18 protein-coding genes are annotated in these 18,120 nt (G+C 42.5%); 13 read left to right on the forward strand and 5 right to left on the reverse strand.

The window, feature by feature from the left end; translation table 11 throughout:
* The first annotated feature begins 107 nt into the window (after positions 1-107).
* Both GPA07_RS04845 and GPA07_RS18800 read left to right on the forward strand, forming a co-directional pair.
* Positions 108-845 (forward strand): response regulator aspartate phosphatase, encoded by a 738-nt coding sequence (locus GPA07_RS04845; RefSeq protein ID WP_232532109.1) that lies wholly within the window; start codon positions 108-110, stop codon positions 843-845.
* 56 nt (positions 846-901) lie between these two features.
* Positions 902-1,234 carry a hypothetical protein gene (locus GPA07_RS18800; RefSeq protein ID WP_232532110.1) on the forward strand — a complete coding sequence of 111 codons (333 nt, stop codon included), beginning with the start codon at positions 902-904 and terminating at the stop codon, positions 1,232-1,234.
* Positions 1,235-1,954: 720 nt separating this feature from the next.
* On the opposite strand, the gene GPA07_RS18805 is transcribed toward GPA07_RS18800, so the two are convergent.
* Positions 1,955-2,065: a DUF418 domain-containing protein gene (locus tag GPA07_RS18805; RefSeq protein WP_232532111.1), complete on the reverse strand. Its 111-nt coding sequence runs from the start codon at positions 2,063-2,065 to the stop codon at positions 1,955-1,957.
* Between the two features lie 419 nt (positions 2,066-2,484).
* Here GPA07_RS18805 and GPA07_RS04855 point away from each other — a divergent pair, with 419 nt between their 5' ends.
* The 4 genes from GPA07_RS04855 to GPA07_RS04870 all read left to right on the forward strand — a co-directional run bounded on the left by GPA07_RS04855 (position 2,485) and on the right by GPA07_RS04870 (position 6,321).
* Entirely contained in the window at positions 2,485-3,438 is a 954-nt protein-coding gene (locus GPA07_RS04855) for an ABC transporter substrate-binding protein (RefSeq protein WP_157292116.1), read from the forward strand.
* Between the two features lie 71 nt (positions 3,439-3,509).
* Positions 3,510-4,526, forward strand: a complete 1,017-nt coding sequence (locus tag GPA07_RS04860; RefSeq protein ID WP_008362053.1) for a FecCD family ABC transporter permease — start codon at positions 3,510-3,512, stop codon at positions 4,524-4,526.
* Positions 4,519-5,556 (forward strand): FecCD family ABC transporter permease, encoded by a 1,038-nt coding sequence (locus GPA07_RS04865; RefSeq protein ID WP_157292117.1) that lies wholly within the window; start codon positions 4,519-4,521, stop codon positions 5,554-5,556. The genes GPA07_RS04860 and GPA07_RS04865 overlap by 8 nt, the downstream gene beginning before the upstream one ends.
* 21 nt (positions 5,557-5,577) lie before the next feature.
* Positions 5,578-6,321 (forward strand): IucA/IucC family C-terminal-domain containing protein, encoded by a 744-nt coding sequence (locus GPA07_RS04870; protein ID WP_157292118.1) that lies wholly within the window; start codon positions 5,578-5,580, stop codon positions 6,319-6,321.
* A 218-nt stretch (positions 6,322-6,539) separates the two neighbouring features.
* Here the strand turns inward: GPA07_RS04870 and GPA07_RS04875 are convergent, their stop codons facing one another.
* Complete coding sequence (locus GPA07_RS04875; RefSeq protein ID WP_008360483.1) at positions 6,540-7,418, reverse strand: endonuclease I family protein; 879 nt, start codon at positions 7,416-7,418, stop codon at positions 6,540-6,542.
* Between the two features lie 170 nt (positions 7,419-7,588).
* On the opposite strand from GPA07_RS04875, the gene GPA07_RS04880 reads away from it, so the two are divergent.
* Together GPA07_RS04880 and GPA07_RS04885 are read left to right on the forward strand one after the other, a co-directional pair.
* Positions 7,589-8,824, forward strand: coding sequence for a pyridoxal-phosphate-dependent aminotransferase family protein (locus GPA07_RS04880; RefSeq protein WP_157292119.1), 1,236 nt, complete (start codon positions 7,589-7,591; stop codon positions 8,822-8,824).
* Between the two features lie 165 nt (positions 8,825-8,989).
* Positions 8,990-10,183 carry an MFS transporter gene (locus GPA07_RS04885; RefSeq protein ID WP_157292120.1) on the forward strand — a complete coding sequence of 398 codons (1,194 nt, stop codon included), beginning with the start codon at positions 8,990-8,992 and terminating at the stop codon, positions 10,181-10,183.
* Positions 10,184-10,230: 47 nt separating this feature from the next.
* Here GPA07_RS04885 and GPA07_RS04890 read toward each other — a convergent pair whose 3' ends face one another.
* Positions 10,231-11,388: an oxalate decarboxylase family bicupin gene (locus GPA07_RS04890; protein ID WP_071168649.1), complete on the reverse strand. Its 1,158-nt coding sequence runs from the start codon at positions 11,386-11,388 to the stop codon at positions 10,231-10,233.
* A gap of 65 nt (positions 11,389-11,453) precedes the next feature.
* Positions 11,454-12,623, reverse strand: a complete 1,170-nt coding sequence (locus GPA07_RS04895) for a PucR family transcriptional regulator (protein ID WP_157292121.1) — start codon at positions 12,621-12,623, stop codon at positions 11,454-11,456.
* A gap of 323 nt (positions 12,624-12,946) precedes the next feature.
* Here GPA07_RS04895 and GPA07_RS04900 point away from each other — a divergent pair, with 323 nt between their 5' ends.
* The 5 genes from GPA07_RS04900 to GPA07_RS04920 all read left to right on the forward strand — a co-directional run bounded on the left by GPA07_RS04900 (position 12,947) and on the right by GPA07_RS04920 (position 17,003).
* Entirely contained in the window at positions 12,947-13,798 is an 852-nt protein-coding gene (locus tag GPA07_RS04900) for a DUF72 domain-containing protein (protein WP_071168651.1), read from the forward strand.
* A 63-nt stretch (positions 13,799-13,861) separates the two neighbouring features.
* Entirely contained in the window at positions 13,862-15,235 is a 1,374-nt protein-coding gene (locus GPA07_RS04905) for a bifunctional metallophosphatase/5'-nucleotidase (protein ID WP_157292122.1), read from the forward strand.
* 67 nt (positions 15,236-15,302) lie between these two features.
* A complete protein-coding gene (locus GPA07_RS04910; protein ID WP_008360466.1) occupies positions 15,303-15,608 on the forward strand; it encodes a YunC family protein in 306 nt (101 codons plus the stop codon).
* A gap of 69 nt (positions 15,609-15,677) precedes the next feature.
* Positions 15,678-16,448 carry a sporulation protein YunB gene (yunB, locus tag GPA07_RS04915; protein ID WP_008360464.1) on the forward strand — a complete coding sequence of 257 codons (771 nt, stop codon included), beginning with the start codon at positions 15,678-15,680 and terminating at the stop codon, positions 16,446-16,448.
* A 327-nt stretch (positions 16,449-16,775) separates the two neighbouring features.
* Positions 16,776-17,003, forward strand: coding sequence for a hypothetical protein (locus GPA07_RS04920; protein WP_008360462.1), 228 nt, complete (start codon positions 16,776-16,778; stop codon positions 17,001-17,003).
* An 89-nt stretch (positions 17,004-17,092) separates the two neighbouring features.
* Here the strand turns inward: GPA07_RS04920 and GPA07_RS04925 are convergent, their stop codons facing one another.
* The gene (locus GPA07_RS04925) at positions 17,093-18,037 is read right to left on the reverse strand and encodes a M23 family metallopeptidase (RefSeq protein ID WP_232532147.1); all 945 of its coding nucleotides are present in this window, start codon (positions 18,035-18,037) and stop codon (positions 17,093-17,095) included.
* Between the last annotated feature and the right edge of the window lie 83 nt (positions 18,038-18,120).

The following is an 18,120-nucleotide window of genomic DNA, read 5'->3' on the forward strand; positions in this document are numbered from 1 at the left end:
GGAGGGGCTATTTTTTTGTTCTTTTTGCGATTTCTTTTCGGTGTTGAATTATTCAGAAAATGATAATTATGTAATTATAAGGGATGAAAAGGAAGGGGATGATAGGAGTGGAGAAAGTTCTTTCTTCTCAAGTTGGTATCTTGATAAATGACTGGTATAGATTTATAAGGACATTCAGCGTGCCGGATGCAGAGATTTTAAAAGAACAGGTTGAAAGAGAAATAGAGAACATGGAAGAGGATCAAGATTTACTGCTATATTATCAATTAATGGAGTTTAGGCATAGACTCATGCTTGAGAGTCTTGAGCCTATTGAAATGAATCAGCAACGCCCCACTTTACCCAATTTACTCAAAGAAATAGAGAACAAACAACCCCACGTCAAAGGAACGCTTGACTACTATTCAAACTTCTTTAGAGGTATGCACGAATTCCATCACAAAAATTATGTTGCTGCTATAAATTTTTATAAGGCTGCTGAAGAACATTTAAAGAATGTTCCCGATGATATAGAAAGAGACGAATTCCATTATAAATTAGCTGATGCATATTATCGCATTGATCAACATTTCGTTTCATTAAATCATTTGGAAAAAGCAAAAGAAATGTATTCAACAAGCGAGTTTTACAAAGCAAAAGTAGTAGGTTGTAATATCAAATATGGAGCGAATATGTACGACTTATACCGTTTAGATGAAGCCGAATTTTATTATAGGGAGGCCTTAAGCTTGGCTCAAGAGCTTAATGAGGAAACAGCCCAACGAATTATTGGTGTAATACATCATAATTTAGGTTTAGTCAAAAAAGAGCCGGAGAAATTGAAACCGCAGAAAATGAATTTCTAAATTCAATTCAAATAAAAGAACATGCCGAAACGATTTCAGGAATTAGAACACTTTATATGTTGTCCAGGGTATTCTACGAACAAGATAAAAAAGATAGAGGAAATCAATATTTCAACATTGGCTTAAATAGAGCTAACTTTGCAGACGATCAAGAATATATAGCTAAATTAAAAATCATTTATGCGCTTTTTGAAGAATATAATGAATCGGATGTAAAAGAAAGCCTCGGTTATTTAGAAAACAAAAGATTGTGGCAAGATGTAGCGGAGTTATCAAAGAAACTTGCAGATTATCATTATCAAAAAGGGAATTTTGAATTGAATAGAGAATATCTAAAAAAGACCATTAAAGCACAACAACAAATACTAAAAATGGCGGAGGCGTTATGATGAAAAAGTTATGTTATTTATCAGTCTAACGATTTTTTCTGTGTTATTCGCTACCGGTTGGTCACTTGATAAAATCATTACTTCTAACACTTATCATGTAACAGAAAAGGCAATTACAATTTAAAAAGCCCTTTTAAGGGGGCTTTTTTTATTTGAATATCTTTTTCATTAGCTTGCCGGATGCTTTACCCGCAGCACGTCGCATGATACGTTTTCCGATAGTACCCTTTTGAACGGCGTTAACGTCACCCAAGTATTTTGATGTTTTATAAAGGAATGATCTTAGTTTATTTATGTTCATGTATTTCACTTCCTTCATTAATATATATTTATGTGGGTACACCCACAAAACACTCACAAACATATGACGGCTTATTATTTTATATGACGTAAAACAAATATAAACCGCAGGAATCACGCCAACTAGAGAACGTATGTTTGTGTGTGATTCCCAAAAATAATTAAGTTTGAAATGGAAGGTTCTATTGGTTAATAAAAAACATTGATGCACAACGCTTTTTGAGGGCATTTATTTTCGAGTGATAGCGTTATGATATCACTTGATAATCAAATGCCTTCAGCGTTGTGTTTTCTTTTGTTTTTTTATCGAGGTGTGTTACTTCGCCGCAGCAATGCAATGGATTTGTTTTCGGTTTATCATGGACTTTTACATACGTCAGCTGACGCGAAGTAAACGCCATTGAACCATATTAAATCACTTTAACCTAACGTACTGAAGAGAGCTCTGTCCTTCAGAAATAGCATTGTTCCAATGATGGAATTGAGCAGATAGCAAGGCAGCGACATCCGGCCGACTTTGGTGAATACCATTAAAGCACGTCTCAGCTCATGAGTATGAAGAAGTAAAATGAGGAAAAAAGAAGACGAGTGGTCATCATTCGTCTTCTTTTTTGTGTTCTCCTTACTCTTATGCTCACTCAATAAAACGCTGTGTGCCGAACATGTAACAAGTACCCTTTTGTGTGATCACGAACTAATTGTGCGTGCGTGTTTACTTGATGACACGTATATCGATACAATTTTCATAGGCTCATTTGTCCATTTTACTAGCATCGGTCGCACCATCCAAATGTGCAAAAATTCCATTTAACATGAACAAATAGTCAACACTCTCCCATTTTCTTAAAAAATTCCATTGACACCACCCTTTTCTATGATAAAATCATAGTGTGATAATGAGAATCGTTATCAAACGATATGACTACATATAGAATGGATAGGTGAGGTACATGTTCAAAAAATCTTTTTGGTCGCTATTAGTTGTGCTCTCCATCGTTTTACTTGCAGCTTGTGGCAGCAATAGCAGTGAAGGCAAGTCAGATAGTAAAGAAAAAACAAGAACCGTTGAAAGCGCTATCGGTTCAACTGAAATAAAAGGGTCGCCGAAACGTGTGGTGACGCTGTACCAAGGAGCAACGGATGCAGCAGTCGCTATGGGCATTAAACCAGTTGGTGTTGTAGAATCATGGCTTGAAACACCTACTTATAAATATTTAAGAGATGATTTAAAGGGTGTCAAAATAGTTGGGCAGGAAACACAGCCAAACTTAGAGGAAATTGAAAAGCTCAAGCCAGATTTGATCATTGCATCAAAAGTTCGTCACGAGCAAATTTTTGATCAGCTGAAAGAAATCGCTCCAACTGTTGCAACAGAAACAGTGTTCACTTTTAAAGATACAGTGAAATTGATGGGTGAAGCGTTAAATAAGCAAGATAAATCAAAAGAATTGCTGACGAAGTGGGATGACCGTGTCGCTGACTTCAAAGAAAAAGCGAAAAAGAATATTAAAAACTGGCCGATGAATGTAGCGGTTGTCAATTTCCGTGCTGATCATGCGAGAATCTATCAAACGGGATTCGCGGGTTCGATTTTAACAGAACTAGGATTTGAAGGTCCAAAGAATGTCAAAGATAAAAAGCAAGATATCGTGACACTTACAGATAAAGAAAGCATTCCACAGATGAATGCAGATGTGATCTATTACTTTATGGATGATCAAGATCAGGCGGTTGAGAAAGCATATAAAGAGTGGACAAGTCATCCTTTATGGAAGCAGCTTGACGCAGTCAAAGCGAAGCAAGTGCATAAAGTGGATGAAATCACTTGGAACATGGCAGGCGGTATCATTGCTGCAAACATGATGCTTGATGATATTTATGATCGTCTAGGAATTGATCAATAAGGATAACGGAGGAGAAAATGTGAAAAGACCATTTTCTCCTTTTTCCATAACAGATTGAAAGCGGGAATCAAATGAGAAGTCTATTAAAAAAGGATTCAAGCAAGGCACTGCTTTTTGCTGGATTCATCGTGTTGATGTTGGTCTTTTTTATGCTCAGTATTTCCCTTGGGCAAACCTCCATTTCCCTCAAAGCCACCATCCATGCTTTTCTTCATTTCGATGAATCAGATCCGAACAGTGTGATTGTCATGACATCCAGATTATCAAGAGCTTTAATCGCAACAGTCGTTGGGTCAAGTCTAGCGATTTCAGGTGCACTCATGCAGGCATTAACAAGAAATCCGCTTGCTGCGCCTGATTTATTAGGTATTAATGCAGGTGGACTATTTTTTATCGTCATTTCCATTATATTCTTTTCTACAGAGTCGTTAACAGGCTATATGTGGACCGCCTTTTTAGGTGCTGCGATAGCAGGGATGCTCGTTTTTTTACTGGGCTCTATTGGAAGAGATGGGCTGACACCGGTCAAAATTGTGCTCGCAGGTGCTGCGATATCCGCCCTGTTTGCATCTTTTACTCAAGGACTTTTAATCGTGAATGAACAGTCGATTCAAAGTATCCTGTTTTGGATGGCGGGTTCAGTGTCAGGAAGAAGTATTGATATGCTGCTGCCTGTTTTGCCTTATATTCTAGGTGCGACTGTGGTGGCGCTTTTACTTGGCCGTTCGATCAATGTCCTTTTGTCGGGGGATGATATTGCCAAAGGGCTTGGCCAGCGTACGCTGCTTTTGAAGATGACGATGGGGGTACTCGTCGTCTTTTTAGCAGGTGGTTCCGTCGCTGTTGCAGGCTCGATTGGTTTTGTCGGTTTTCTTGTGCCGCATATTGTGAAAAAGATTGTCGGACCAGACCACCGCTGGGTACTGCCGTATTGTGCCGTTGTGGGGGCGTCGCTTTTACTTGTCGCAGATCTTGCGGCTCGTTTTCTGATCATGCCGCAGGAAGTGCCAATTGGCGTCATGACAGCAATAGCAGGAGCGCCTCTATTTGTTTATCTCGTGCGCAAGGGGTTGAAGACAGGTGGCTAAAACATATACAGTGCGTTCAAAGGGCGGGCGCATTTCATTTCAATTTTCAAAGCGGACATGTTTGATCTTACTTTTATTGACGGCTATTGCCTTTGGCTTATTTATTTTGAGTCTCTGTATGGGTAGCCGGTTCATTCCGCCGCAAGATGTGCTGCTTCATTTAATTGGGCAGGGAGAAGGAAATACGTTTGTATTAAATACACTGAGGATTCCACGGACGCTACTTGCGGTTTTAGTAGGAGCGGCACTTGCGGTATCAGGACTTATTTTACAAGGTCTCATTCGAAATCCGCTTGCATCGCCTGACATCATAGGAATTACGAGCGGTGCTTCATTTGGTGCCATTATGTTTATCGTCTTTTGGATGGGCACTGTACCCATTGCTTATCAGTCATTGTGGGCGATTGCAGGCGCTTTTGGGGTGTCTTGCCTGATCTATTTGCTTTCATGGAAAAAAGGCGTCAAACCGATCACGCTTGTCCTGATGGGTATTGGGATTTCCGCCATTATGAAGGCGTGTGTGACGTTTACTTTAGTTCTCAGTGATACGATGACCACGACCAAGTCTTACATCTGGCTGACGGGAAGTTTATATGGCTCTACGATGAAGGACGTTACCGCAATGCTTCCTTGGGTGATGATCATTTTACCAATTGTCATGGTGTTAGCAAGAACGATGAATGTGAAGGAGCTTGGGGATGATCTTGCAACAGGTCTTGGGGTCAAGGTACAGGCGAAGCGGTTATTCTTTCTGCTGATGAGTGTGACACTAGCCGGTATTGCCGTTGCATTTGCAGGTGGTATTGAATTTGTCGGACTCATGGCACCGCATGTGGCTAGAATGATCATCGGTCGTTCATTCATTGCGCTTGTCCCGGCATCTGCGCTTGTTGGAAGTATTCTCGTGATGCTGGCAGATCTAGTTGCGAGAACGGCTTTTCTTCCATTAGATGTGCCAGCAGGTGTCTTTACGGCGGCAATTGGTGCACCGTTCTTTATCTATTTGTTATATCAACAGCGAAATCGCTAAACGAAAGATGGGGGTTTTGATATGAGGCCAGAGTGGGTTGAGAGAGAATTACTTGATTTCGGGGTACACATCACAAATGGACCGATGACATCTGATCGCACACTGGCTGCGCTTTTTTCAGAAGCATCTGTAAGACGTTTATTGGAAGCGGAAAAGGAAGCGATGCATGCACCGAATCTAGCAGTGGCGGCGTCCATGTTCTCAAAGCGCTATGCATACTTAGCGGTTAGTTCTACTTTGTACTTGATGACGATGTATGATGCTGTCTACCGGTTTTCACCAGAGGCGTGTGTCTTTAGAGAAGATCGTAAAATTGAGCTAGATGAAACGCTCTGTTCATTTGTTCAGTTAGAAGGAGATCGTCATGAGTGGAGAGAGCAGGTCGTCCGCACGCTATTTACGGAGTGTGTCACACCTCTTTTAGATGTGCTGAAGCGAACATCAAGACTCCCGCATTCTATTCTATGGGAGAATGTAGCGGTTCGTATCAATTCTCTTTATCGCAGTATGATGCGGGAAACAGAGGAGTCTGCGGTGAAGCAGCGCGTGCGGGAGGATTATCTTTTTCTGAAGCAAGCGGCGGGGGATGTATTTGGAGCGAAGCAAAATCCATTTGAGCACAGTTTAAACTTAGATGAGGGTTTACTGGAAGCATCCAACCGGAAGACTTGCTGTATGTACTATAAGCTTGAGAAAAAATCGGAGAGTCTTGATTATTGTCTTGTCTGTCCGCTTGAAAAAAAGAAAGGCACTGCTTGCTCTTAGCAGTGCCTTAGATTGTTGACAAAGGGCTAAAATGAACTTGATTTTAGCCCTTTGTCTTCTTTCCAGCGTGACCTGAAAACCTTTGCAGTCTAGGAAGGACGAGTACCGGAGCGGAGCGAATTTGACATTCGTGAGCACCGGCGCGCAGGACTGACACCGAATGCGAGGGTTTGTCTACACGCTGAGGCACTGCTTGTTCTTAGCAGTGCCTTTTCGTTTTACTCCCAAATATCGCTTGCCCATTCAGGATGATCGATGAAAGGGTTGCGGTTGTGCTGATACGTTTGATAGATGATCTCGTTGCGATTCCGCTCGATTTGATCGACTGGATCTTGCTTGTGCCATTTCAAAAGAATGGACATTTTGCCGTGCAGAGGGGCGCTTCCATTATTCACATTGTTGTTCAATTCTAAATCTGGAAAGCTGTCATCGCCTTCATATCGTACCGCCATATAAAAGAGCATTCTCGCCACATCCCCTTTCACTCGGTTGTGTGGTTCAAAGGAGTCATTATCATAGAAGTTTCCTGGTGCGCCTTTATATTCATTTCCGCCGATGTCAAAATCTAAATTTCCACGTGTGCTATTCGTTTGCACATCTGTTGCACGAAGATGATGGAGATCTGTTCCAGGTCCCTTACTTGTCCCAAAATTGCCATGAGACTTTGCCCAGACATGCTCCCTGTTCCATTGACCGACATTCCCGCCATTGGCTTGCTTTGAGCGTGAGATCCCGCTATAAAGCAAAAGCACATTGTTTGCATTATTTGGATCTTCATCTGTTGTCTTTAACGCATCCCATACATCACTGTAGGATAGCTGCGTATGATCATCAATTATATCGTGTAAAGCTTTCTTAAGAGCGGGCCCTGATTTGCCAGCAGCAGACTGGTAATAGGAATCAATTTGACTTGTGGCGGCTGTTTGCGTTTGTTGTGCAGATGTTTCGGTTTGAAGCTGTAACGGGGAAAAGGTGATCGCTTGGCTAGGTTCATGTAGGGAGAAGCTTTGAGCATGCGCAGGTGGAGGCAGAGGGGCGGCAAATATGCCGAACATCATCATGCCGGCGGCTACAGGACCAAATAATTTTCTTTTCATTCTATTTCCTCCTTAATCGAGAATGTCGTCTCTTTATTTCTATCATATTGCCATAAAGAAATAAATGGATTGATCGTAAATTTTATGTAATCAATGTGTGAGAAAAGAGATTGCTATTTTAGACGTATTGCTGTATAAGTGGGCATATAAAGAGGGCAGCAAGGGAGAGGATGGATCGCATGAAAGAACTGCAAACACCTTCGAGAACGATTATGACACCAGGACCTGTTGAAGTAGACCCGAGAGTGCTAAGGGTCATGAGCACACCGATTCTTGGTCAATTTGACCCTGCATTTACAGAGATCATGAATGAAACGATGATCTTATTACGATCACTCTTTCAAACAGAAAATAAATGGGCGTATCCGATTGATGGTACGTCACGTTCAGGGCTTGAAGCTGTTCTTGCCAGTGTGATCGAGCCAGGAGATGTGATGCTTGTTCCTATCTTTGGACGCTTCGGTCATTTGCTGATGGAAATAGGACAGCGTTACGGTGCTGAGGTACATACAATGGAATGTGAATGGGGAACGGTTTTTGAACAAGATGACATCATTGCTGAAATGCACCAGGTCAAGCCTAAAATCGTTGCATTGGTTCACGGTGAAACATCTACAGGGAGATTGCAGCCGCTTGAGAAAATGGGTGAAGCGTGCCGAGCACTTGATGCGCTTTTTATTGTAGATGCTGTGGCAACAATAGGCGGTGTCGAGGTGAAGGTAGATGACTGGAAGATTGATGCGGCCATTGGGGGCACGCAGAAATGCTTGTCTGTTCCATCAGGCATGTCGCCGATCACCTATAATGACCGGGTGGCGGCTGTTATTGAATCGAGAAAGAAAGTAGAAAGAGGGATTGCTACAGAGGACGAACTGCAAGAGCAGATAGATATGTCTCCTATCAAAAGCAATTATTTTGATCTAAGCCAGCTCCAAGATTATTGGAGCCCAAGGCGGTTAAATCACCATACAGAAGCGACAACGATGCTTTATGCACTGAGAGAAGGGGGTCGTCTTGTACTGGAAGAAGGTCTAGAGGAACGTTTTCAGCGTCACTTGTTTCATGAACAAGCTTTAATGAAAGGTCTTGAAGCGATGGGGCTTGAATTATTTGGGGATCCAGATTGTAAAATGCCAGTAGTGACGTGCATTGTCATTCCAAGTGGTATTGACGGAGAAGCGGTGCGTGCCGATCTGCTCCATCATTTTGGGATTGAGATTGCGAGTTCATTTGGACCCCTTGCAGGACGTATATGGAGAATCGGCACAATGGGCTATAGCTGCCGAAAGGAAAATGTTTTGTTTGTTTTAGCAGGGCTTGAAGCCATACTGATGAAATACGGTGCAGCCATTACATGCGGAGCGGGACTGCAGGCGGCTCTTTCATTCTATGAACAAGCTGAATAAGTAAAGGGACACTCAAAATACTCGTCATCTGCGGGTATTTTTTATTTAGGAAAAACACTCTTTTTTTAAAAACTAGACTTATAGGCCATGATATCGCATACTGAAGAAGTTCTTATCATTTTTGTCATTATCTTCATTTATTTTGCAGAAAGAGGTTTTTTTGATATGAAAAAGATGGGCAGATTATACATTTTGATGCTGAATATTTTTATTGCCATGCTCGGCTTTGGCCTCATTGTTCCAGTGATGCCAAGTTATATTGAAGCCTTTGGTGCAACTGGGAAAACACTTGGTTTTCTCGTTGCTGCAACCGGCCTCACGCAATTTGTTTTATCACCGGTCGCAGGTGCGTTGACCGATCGATTTGGCCGCAGAAAATGGATCATTGCCGGAATTGCCGGCTTTGCGATTGCACAATTTATTTTTGCTTTCGCCGATCAGCTTTGGATGTTATTTTTGTCTCGGTTTTTAGGCGGGGCTGCCGGTGCGCTGCTGATGCCGGCCATGTTTGCATACATTGCGGATATCACCAGTGAAAAGGACCGAGGGAAAGGAATGGGGCTTTTTAGTGCAGCGATGACGCTAGGTTTTGTCATTGGACCGGGCGTGGGCGGTTATTTGGTAGAGTTTGGGATTTCTTTTCCTTTTCTCATCGCAGGCTCTTTTGCAGCCCTTTCGACTCTGCTATCCTTCATGTTCTTGCCTGAAACCTTAACAAAGGAAAAGCAGAAAGAAGCAAGGGGGAACAAAGAGCTTCACTTCAATCCTTTTACACAAATGATTCAAGCTTTAAAGACATCATACGGCTTTTTGTTTATCTTGGCCTTTGTCCTGAATTTTGGGATTATCCATTTTGAATCGATCTTTGGGTTATATGTGGACCAAAAACATGCCTTTACACCGAAGGATATTGCGTTTGTGATTACGGCGGCTGGGCTTGCTGGTGTCATTGTTCAAGGTGCCTTAGTGAATATCTTTGTGAAACGATTTGGCGAGATGCGTGTGGTGCGTTATGCGCTGCTGGGGGCGGCTTTTATGCTGATCGTATGCCGCTTTGCCCCCTCTTTTTGGCTGATCTTTACAGGCTCGATTTTATTTTTATCAGCTACCTCATTTGTTCGCCCAGCTCTCAATACTTTGCTATCGAAACTGGCTGGGAATCAGCAAGGGTTGGCAGGCGGTCTCAATACATCCTTTATGAGCCTTGCCAATATCGTCGGGCCGAGTCTTGCAGGTATTTTATTTGATGTGAATATTGAGTTTCCTTTTATGTTTGGGACACTGGTGCTCTGTTTAAGTTTCATTGCTTCTATCCTATGGGCAAAAAATAGTCAGCCGCATTCTCATGCCGTTTCTTAATGAAAAAAACCGATCAGCACGGATTGATCGGTTTTTTATTATCAGCCTCATCGCTCATACTTCACGACAGGTGATTTTTCTTTATGCAGCGCACGAATTAATGCATCATCTACATGTAAATGCTCCTTCACTAATTGAGGAGGGGTTAAGGCCATCCATTGGTTCAATGAAATATCTGCAAATTGGTCACTTTTAAATATTTCTAGAAACCAAAGGCTTGTGTGGCCGATATTTTGTATGTAGTGCCCCATTCCAAAAGGAACATAGCCGACATCACCTGCTCTGTAATTAAAGGTGCGAGCTGTACCGCCCGCTCCGAAAACTGTCATTTTGGCTGAACCGGTTAAATAGTATTGCCACTCATCATTATTAGGGTGCCAGTGCATTTCTCTCATGCCCCCAGGTTTTACCTCGACAAGCGCAGCGGCAATGGTTTTAGAAACTGGAAAATTGCGTGAATCAACGATTCGCACCGTTCCGCCAGAGGTCACGATTGGTTTTTGGCGAAGAAGCTGGTGCGTAAATGGCGGCTTTATCCTGCCGTATGGATCAGGAACCGTTTGGCTTTCCAAAGATGCCGGCGGAGAGCCTTGAAACATATAGCGCTGCTGATTCGGAATGCGGTCAAACAGCTTGACTGGAACGCCGAAATTGGCGGAGAGAATGTCTTTTGGTGTATGAGCAAACCAGTCTGTGATGGTGAACGTATCAAATTCAGAAAAAGTGCCATCATCAAAAACAAGAAGAAACTCACAGCCATCCTCAAGACCTTGGATCGAGTGAGGGATACCGGGCGGGAAATACCACAAATCTCCTTCTTCCACATCAGCGATCATATTCCGCCCTTCTGCGTCTACAGAGGTGATCCGGGCTTTCCCTAAAATCATATACGCCCATTCCGCCTGCTTATGCCAATGAAGCTCACGAACGCCCCCGCGCGTAAGCCGCATGTTCACACCGGCAATAGTTGTTGAAACAGGCAGCTCTCGCTCCGTGATTTCCCGCGACCAGCCGCCATGATTCAAATGCATATGTGTATCAGAATATGAAAATTTTAAATTAGGGATCGTCCCCGCATCCGTTTTAGGAGGAACCAGCATATCTGGGTTCTCCATATCTCGAAGTACGTTTCGCGGGCCTAAATCAGTTGCACCGGCGCCATCTTCTCGAATCGGCTGCGGGATATGACGTAGCTCCTCATCCATTTGTCACCACTCCTCGTATTTCACTTTTCCCCCTCCAAAATATATGAAGCATCAGATAAAAAGATTCAATTGGAATGGGATGAAAGGTACATTTGAATACGTAAGGCTAAGCGCAGCGGCAATGTTGCATTAGGATCTTTTAGGCTGATGCGAAGTAGTTCTTCACATTTCTCTAGTCGATAAATCACAGTGTTACGATGCACACATAAACGCTTGGCTGTTTCTGAAATGTGGCAATGCGTTTCTAAATATACAGATAAGGTGTGGAGAAGACTTGGATCGGCTTGTGATTGTTCATATAATGGATGAAGGTGCAACTCATAGAAAGTGGTTAAATCCTTTCTTGGAATGAGCTTCAGTAAATCTGACACATCCTTTGCCTGATAGAACTGGATATATTCAGACCGTGATGAGAGGTGGCCTGATTGAAGTGCATCGCTTGCTTCACTGTAACCCTCATGCAGATGGCTGATCAAACAACCAGTTAAGCTCACACCAAAGGAAATGGTGCGATGCACATACTGTTTAATAAGAACCTGCATCTGTTTCAAAAAAGAGCGGATTGATTCGCTTAATTCAGCCCAATTGCCTGTCTCTTCTATCAAGAATATGCCGATATCTCCTTTCACAAAAAGAAAGGCGGGAAATGGACAGTGCGAAATGGTGCTTTCAAGTAAATCAAACACTTGATCTAAAACGATTTGCTGTTCAATCAAACAAGTAAAGTGATGAGGCTGATCGAGCTGACAGGCGATACATATATAGGAGATCTTTGCGTCTAATCCAAACATCTGTGCAAGGCGGGCGACATCTTGCCCGGAGGAAATGGTCCCCTCCATCCATCTGCGAAACCATTCATTTCTGGCACGCTGTGTAGATTGCTTTGTGAGATGCTGTTTTATATTTGCAATGGACATTGCATTCACTGCTTGCTCAATTGCTGCATGCAGCTCTTGATCATGCGGATGGATGAAAGAAGGGATCACTAAATAATCACATGCTTGCTCGTGTATATAAACAGGAAAGACAGAAAAGCTTTGCTTTGAATGGATCATTGAAAAATAATGATTTGTCGTGTTTTGAAAAAAGCGGAGCACATGAAACAATTCTGGGTTTGTGTTTATGCTGTGCGAGGTGTATAGGATACGTCCATGATGATTCATCAGATAGGCAGGCTTGTGAATCCTTTGAGCCATTTTTTGCAATTCTTCCACATGGTGATCGGCAATGTTCATATCCACTCAATCTCCTTTATTTAGAACCAAAGCTGTTGGTGAAGATGAATAAAAAAATGGACAATGGCTGTCAAAGTCTCTGATATGCATTTTATGTTATCAGCTAAAATCATTTTAGATAGAAAGTTGTCATTTAATATGACAAACAAACAGGGCAGCATGACAAAATCGCGTGCCAGCAGTCATCTTCATTCAGAATGACAAGTAAATATGATATGTTGTACACAGAAGAATTTCTTTCGGAAATCTGGGAATCCCAAGAAACAACAAAGGCTTTGAGTAAGGAAGCCGTTTATATCAGCTAGTGGCAAGAGGTGAGATACATGATTTATATCGGATTAACTGGCTGGGGAGATCATGACAGTCTTTACCCGCCGAAAATAGGAAGTGCTCAAAAGCTGTTTCACTACGCATCAACCTTTCCTATTGTGGAGCTGGATGCAAGCTTTTATGCTGTACAGCCTGAGCGCAACCATGAAAAATGGATAAAAGATACACCAGACGCCTTCCAATTTATTGTGAAAGCCTACCAAGGAATGACCGGACATCAAAGAGGCGAAATTCCGTTTGCTTCGAAAGATGAAATGTTTGATGCATTTATTCTTTCACTGACTCCGCTCATTCGTGAAGGGAAGTTGGCCATGGTTCTGTTTCAATTTCCTCCATGGTTTGATTGCAAAAAGGAGCACGTCCACTATTTAAGATGGTGTAAGGAGAAGATGGGTGACATTCCTTGTGCACTCGAATTTCGAAATCGGACTTGGTTCTCACAGGAATTTTATGAGCAAACGCTGTCCTTTATGGAGACCGAAGGCTGGATTCATTCCGTCTGTGATGAACCACAAGTCGGAGAAGGATCCATTCCGCCAGTCATACAAGCCACACATCGTGACAAAACATTAGTCCGTTTTCACGGAAGAAATAAACAAGGCTGGCTTCATCCGGCAGATCATGAGAACTGGCGTGAAGTTCGATACTTATATTTATATAATGAAGCTGAATTAAAGGAATGGAAAAAGAACCTCGACATCCTGCATCAGCAATCGAAAGATGTATATGTCGTATTTAACAATAACTCCGGCGGAGATGCAGCGACGAATGGCCAGCAAATGATTGATTTGCTGGATATTACGTATTCAAGCTTATCCCCGAAGCAGTTAGATTTATTTAGCTAAAAGAAAGCTGCGCCTTTCAACGTGAATGAGACGGTTCAGTGACAACTTGAGGGAGAGATCAACATGCTGCAAAAGCTATGGTTATATCATACAAACGACTTGCACAGCCACTTTGAGAACTGGCCCAAAATCGCAGCTTATATTGAAGAAAAGCGTCAAGTTCACGATCAGATGCTTTTATTTGATATTGGTGACCATATGGACCGAGTGAACCTCGTGTCAGAAGCTGATTATGGAAAAGTAAACGTTAAACTTCTGAATCAGCTTGGCTATGATGGAGTGACGATTGGCAATAATGAAGGCATTACACTGCCTCATGATCAACTGGATCAATTGTACGAAGAGGCGCAATTTCCAGTGATTGTATCTAATTTATTTGAAAAAGGCAAAAGACCATCGTGGGCTAAGCCCTATGATGTAATCACGTTAGAAAATGGACTGAAGATAGGCATCCTAGGGGTGACGATTGCTTATATCCCTGTATATGAAAAGCTGGGTTGGAACATTACAGACCCGTTTGAGAGCATACGGGACATGCTCCACGAAGTGAAAGGCCAAGCGGATGTGATTGTGCTTCTTTCCCATCTTGGCATCATCCATGATCGAGAGGTAGCCGATATCTTCCCCGACATCGACATCATCTTAGGTTCACACACGCATCATCTGTTAGAACAGGGTGAAATGGACAATGGGGTCCTCCTTGCATGTGCTGAAAAATATGGACATTATATTGGCTGTGTCGAGCTGACCATTGACACAACCAGTAAGGAGCTCGTAGAGAAAAAAGCGACGGTGCAATCAGTCGATCAGCTCATCAGTGAATCGGAAGAAGCCATCACAACCTTACAGAAAGCAGAAAGAAGAGCCAAAGCACTGATGCAGGAAGAAGTAACATCAATCAAAGCGAAGCTTGAAACGAAGTGGTTCGATGAATCGCCGCTTCCCCAGCTCCTAACAGATGCCATTAAAGAATGGTGCGGAGCAGATATTGGCATGATGAATGCAGGCATGGTGCTTGATTCATTAGAGGCGGGTATCGTCACAAGAGAAGACATTCACCGGATATGCCCGCATCCAATTAATCCGATTCGGGTGACGCTTACCGGGAAGCAATTGATCGAAACTGTTTCTCGTGCTTGTGAAGAAAAAATAGAACAGCTGCGCATCAAAGGCTTTGGCTTTAGAGGTGAGCTCATGGGGAAAATGCTGTACAGCGGACTCACTTATACAGTAGAAGAAGGCGAAGCCAAACGCGTAAAGGATGTCTTTGTAAACGGTCAGCTCATCAAAGAGGATGAGTCCTATACGGTTGGCACAGTGGATATGTATACACTCGGTTCCCTTTTTCCTCATATACGTGACCATGAACACATTGAATATTTCATGCCGGAATTTTTACGTGATGTGCTAAGCTGGCGCCTGAAAGACGCAAGATGAAATCCGCACCCGCCTAACAACACCCGCCCTCCCTTCACATAGATTGTGATGAAGGGAGTGAAGGGATATGGTGAATTTAACACCGATTACAATTGATGGCCATTCCTTTACAGCCGTCACCGTCAAACTGCCAAAGACCAATTTCATGGCAGTGACAAATGAGCATGGATATATTATGTGCGGTGCACTTGATGTCGGGCTCTTAAATGAAAAGCTGGCAGATAGAGGAATCATCGCAGGAAGAGCGGTCGGTGTGAGAACCATCGAGCAATTGCTCGATGCACCTTTAGAATCTGTAACCTATGCCGCAGAGGCGCTCGGCATTCATGCTGGCACAATTGGAAGAGACGCATTATTAAAAATGGTGAAATAAAATAGAGAGATGATTCCTATCCCCCCGCCTGTCTGCATACACTTGTAATGGAGAAGGGGGGATTTTTTAATGAGAATGAACCGCCGTTATCGCCCCTACAAAAAGGGCCCTCTGCCATTTCGTTATGTCATGCTGCTTGCGATATTATTTTTTGTGCTCTCAACCGTCATTAGCCTATTCTTCATCAATCGTTCCATGAAACCAACCTTAATTCACATTGCTGAACTAGAAACAGAACGAATCGCCAATCACCTCATCCAATATTCTGTTCAGGATTTTGCAGATGATCAGAAGAATATGAAGGATATGGTCGTGATGAATACAAGTGAGAATGGAAAAGTAACAACCATCGACTTCAATGCGCAGGCAACATCGAAAGCAATGGCTGACCTGTCACGTCACCTTCAAAAAAACCTAGAGGAGATTGAAAAGGGGAATTTTCAAAAGGAAGCAAAAGAAGCATTAAAAGATCAAACAGACGGACATGACGGCATTATATATAATATTCCGCTCGGTCAAGTGTCCGGTAACGCACTCATTGCGAACCTAGGGCCAAAAGTACCTGTACGATTTAGTGTCATTGGTGATCCGCATACGGACGTTGAAAAAAACATCAAGCCATATGGCATTAACAATGCCTTGATAGATATTAGTGTGCTCATTGAGGTGAAGGTGAGAGTCATCATCCCGTTTGCATCTGAAACGATCGTTGTTAAAAATTCTGTTCCTGTCTCTATTCAAGCCGTTCAAGGAGATGTCCCAGATTATTATAATGGCAGCGGAACGAACTCGGGTGCTCCATCGATTGTTCTGCCAGAGAAAAAGGAGAAGGAAGATTAAAAGCCCAATGAACGAAAGCCCAATGAACGAATTGGGCTTTTTTTTGATTGATTCCATATAGGAAAGGATGTTTATGACGAAAGTTTTGTCCCTGCATCAAATCTGCATTCTTGTATAAGCATTCAATTGCCGACAGTTTGTTAATAATCACCTAATGAACCACTTGATTCCATATGGAAAACTGTGCCATGATAAATTTTAATCGTTACAGTGTCTCGCTTTTCTTGGATTGTACATCTATTTTGTATACTGATTTCTGACGACATCAATAGTAGGATTGGCTGTTCAATGACTATTGTCTGTAATGAATGTGTGAGGGGGATTTATATGAAGAAACTTTATGTGAGTGGTTGTTGTTTTTTGGTGTTTGCCATTGTATTTAGTGCTAAATATATTTCAGCATCGATATTATTAGCCAGGAGTGACAGTGTGAGTGTCGATTTATTTAGAGGTATGTTAGACATGATTCCACTGGAAGTAACAGTTGTATATCTCCTTTTTTTAATCATGGGCATTCTTTTTTTAGTTTTAGGATTGAAAGAAAAGCATAAGTAGTAACTGCTTGAGCCTGATTGTTTCTGGGGAAATTTTTATAAATAATCAAAAGGAGAAGCATGCGAAATCCGCTAAACTTCTCCTTTTACTCAACGACGTTTCCGCTCGGCTCTTTCCCATGCCCTTAAATGAGGGTAAGGATCAAACGACCATTCAGTTCGTCCGTTGTCCTTATACATGCCGTAATGTAAGTGTGGCGGGAACTTTCCTGCTGTGCCGGGAGGACCGTAACCGGAGCTTCCAACTGATCCAATAACTTGCCCGGGTTCCACAATTTGCCCAGCTTTCAGCCCTTTTGCAAAGCCATTTAAGTGAGCGAAATAATGATAATGATTATGAATATCTCGAATGCCTATCCGCCAGCCGCCAAAACGGTTCCAGCCTTTCATTTCAATCACGCCATATGATGTCGCCCGAACAGGAAGACCGTAATGAGCAAATAAATCAGTCCCTTCATGGATTCTTCTGCCTCCAAAGCCTCTCGCATCACCCCATGTACTCCTGTAGCTGTAATCAGCTCCGACTGGAAGTGGAAACGCATGCTTTCCGAGGTCAAGATGGCCGTAGTGCTTATATAGCTTCATAAAAGATGAAATGATTCCAACAGTTTGATCACGTCCATAATAGTCCCATAACGCAATTTTTAATTGGTCGATGCTACTGCCATAGTGAAGCAAATATTGAGCAAATGTGAACAGGACATCTTCATCGTTATCAATTTCAGCTTTCCCATCTCCATTTCCATCAAGCCCAATGCCGTCAAACACTTTGATGCTTAAGGGAGAGGAGTCCTGCTTATTTGGGTTTTCTGGTCCAATCCACATTTCCCGGGGAATGTAGATGCCAATGATGCCTTTTTGTTTCGGTAAATCTTTTCTGCTTTTTCGTATATTCTGTTCATATTGATCAACGGCAGCAAGTACATACCAAGGAACCTGTGTTGTGATGGCGACCTTTTCGTATAATGCCATTCGCTGTTTCAGTTCATCTGTATGCTTGTTTGTCCCATGTGCATGAACTGGCATTGGATTCATTGAAAGAGCGATGATGATAGCTAAAAAGACTTTCACAAACGTCCATCTCCTTTCTTCGAGCATCATCTTCTACCGTTTAGTGT

It is taken from the genome of Bacillus sp. ms-22 (genome assembly GCF_009759805.1).
Taxonomy (GTDB): Bacteria; Bacillota; Bacilli; order Bacillales; family Bacillaceae; genus Bacillus; species Bacillus xiamenensis.

Coding starts and splice junctions, on each gene's coding strand:
- GPA07_RS18800 (WP_232532110.1), top strand. CDS start 902: ATGTTGTCCAGGGTATTCTACGAACAAGATAAAAAAGATAGAGGAAAT.
- GPA07_RS18805 (WP_232532111.1), bottom strand. CDS start 2,065: ATGGTATTCACCAAAGTCGGCCGGATGTCGCTGCCTTGCTATCTGCTC.
- GPA07_RS04855 (WP_157292116.1), top strand. CDS start 2,485: ATGTTCAAAAAATCTTTTTGGTCGCTATTAGTTGTGCTCTCCATCGTT.
- GPA07_RS04860 (WP_008362053.1), top strand. CDS start 3,510: ATGAGAAGTCTATTAAAAAAGGATTCAAGCAAGGCACTGCTTTTTGCT.
- GPA07_RS04870 (WP_157292118.1), top strand. CDS start 5,578: ATGAGGCCAGAGTGGGTTGAGAGAGAATTACTTGATTTCGGGGTACAC.
- GPA07_RS04875 (WP_008360483.1), bottom strand. CDS start 7,418: ATGAAAAGAAAATTATTTGGTCCTGTAGCCGCCGGCATGATGATGTTC.
- GPA07_RS04880 (WP_157292119.1), top strand. CDS start 7,589: ATGGATCGCATGAAAGAACTGCAAACACCTTCGAGAACGATTATGACA.
- GPA07_RS04885 (WP_157292120.1), top strand. CDS start 8,990: ATGAAAAAGATGGGCAGATTATACATTTTGATGCTGAATATTTTTATT.
- GPA07_RS04890 (WP_071168649.1), bottom strand. CDS start 11,388: ATGGATGAGGAGCTACGTCATATCCCGCAGCCGATTCGAGAAGATGGC.
- GPA07_RS04895 (WP_157292121.1), bottom strand. CDS start 12,623: ATGAACATTGCCGATCACCATGTGGAAGAATTGCAAAAAATGGCTCAA.
- GPA07_RS04900 (WP_071168651.1), top strand. CDS start 12,947: ATGATTTATATCGGATTAACTGGCTGGGGAGATCATGACAGTCTTTAC.
- GPA07_RS04905 (WP_157292122.1), top strand. CDS start 13,862: ATGCTGCAAAAGCTATGGTTATATCATACAAACGACTTGCACAGCCAC.
- GPA07_RS04910 (WP_008360466.1), top strand. CDS start 15,303: ATGGTGAATTTAACACCGATTACAATTGATGGCCATTCCTTTACAGCC.
- yunB (WP_008360464.1), top strand. CDS start 15,678: ATGAGAATGAACCGCCGTTATCGCCCCTACAAAAAGGGCCCTCTGCCA.
- GPA07_RS04920 (WP_008360462.1), top strand. CDS start 16,776: ATGAAGAAACTTTATGTGAGTGGTTGTTGTTTTTTGGTGTTTGCCATT.
- GPA07_RS04925 (WP_232532147.1), bottom strand. CDS start 18,037: ATGAATCCAATGCCAGTTCATGCACATGGGACAAACAAGCATACAGAT.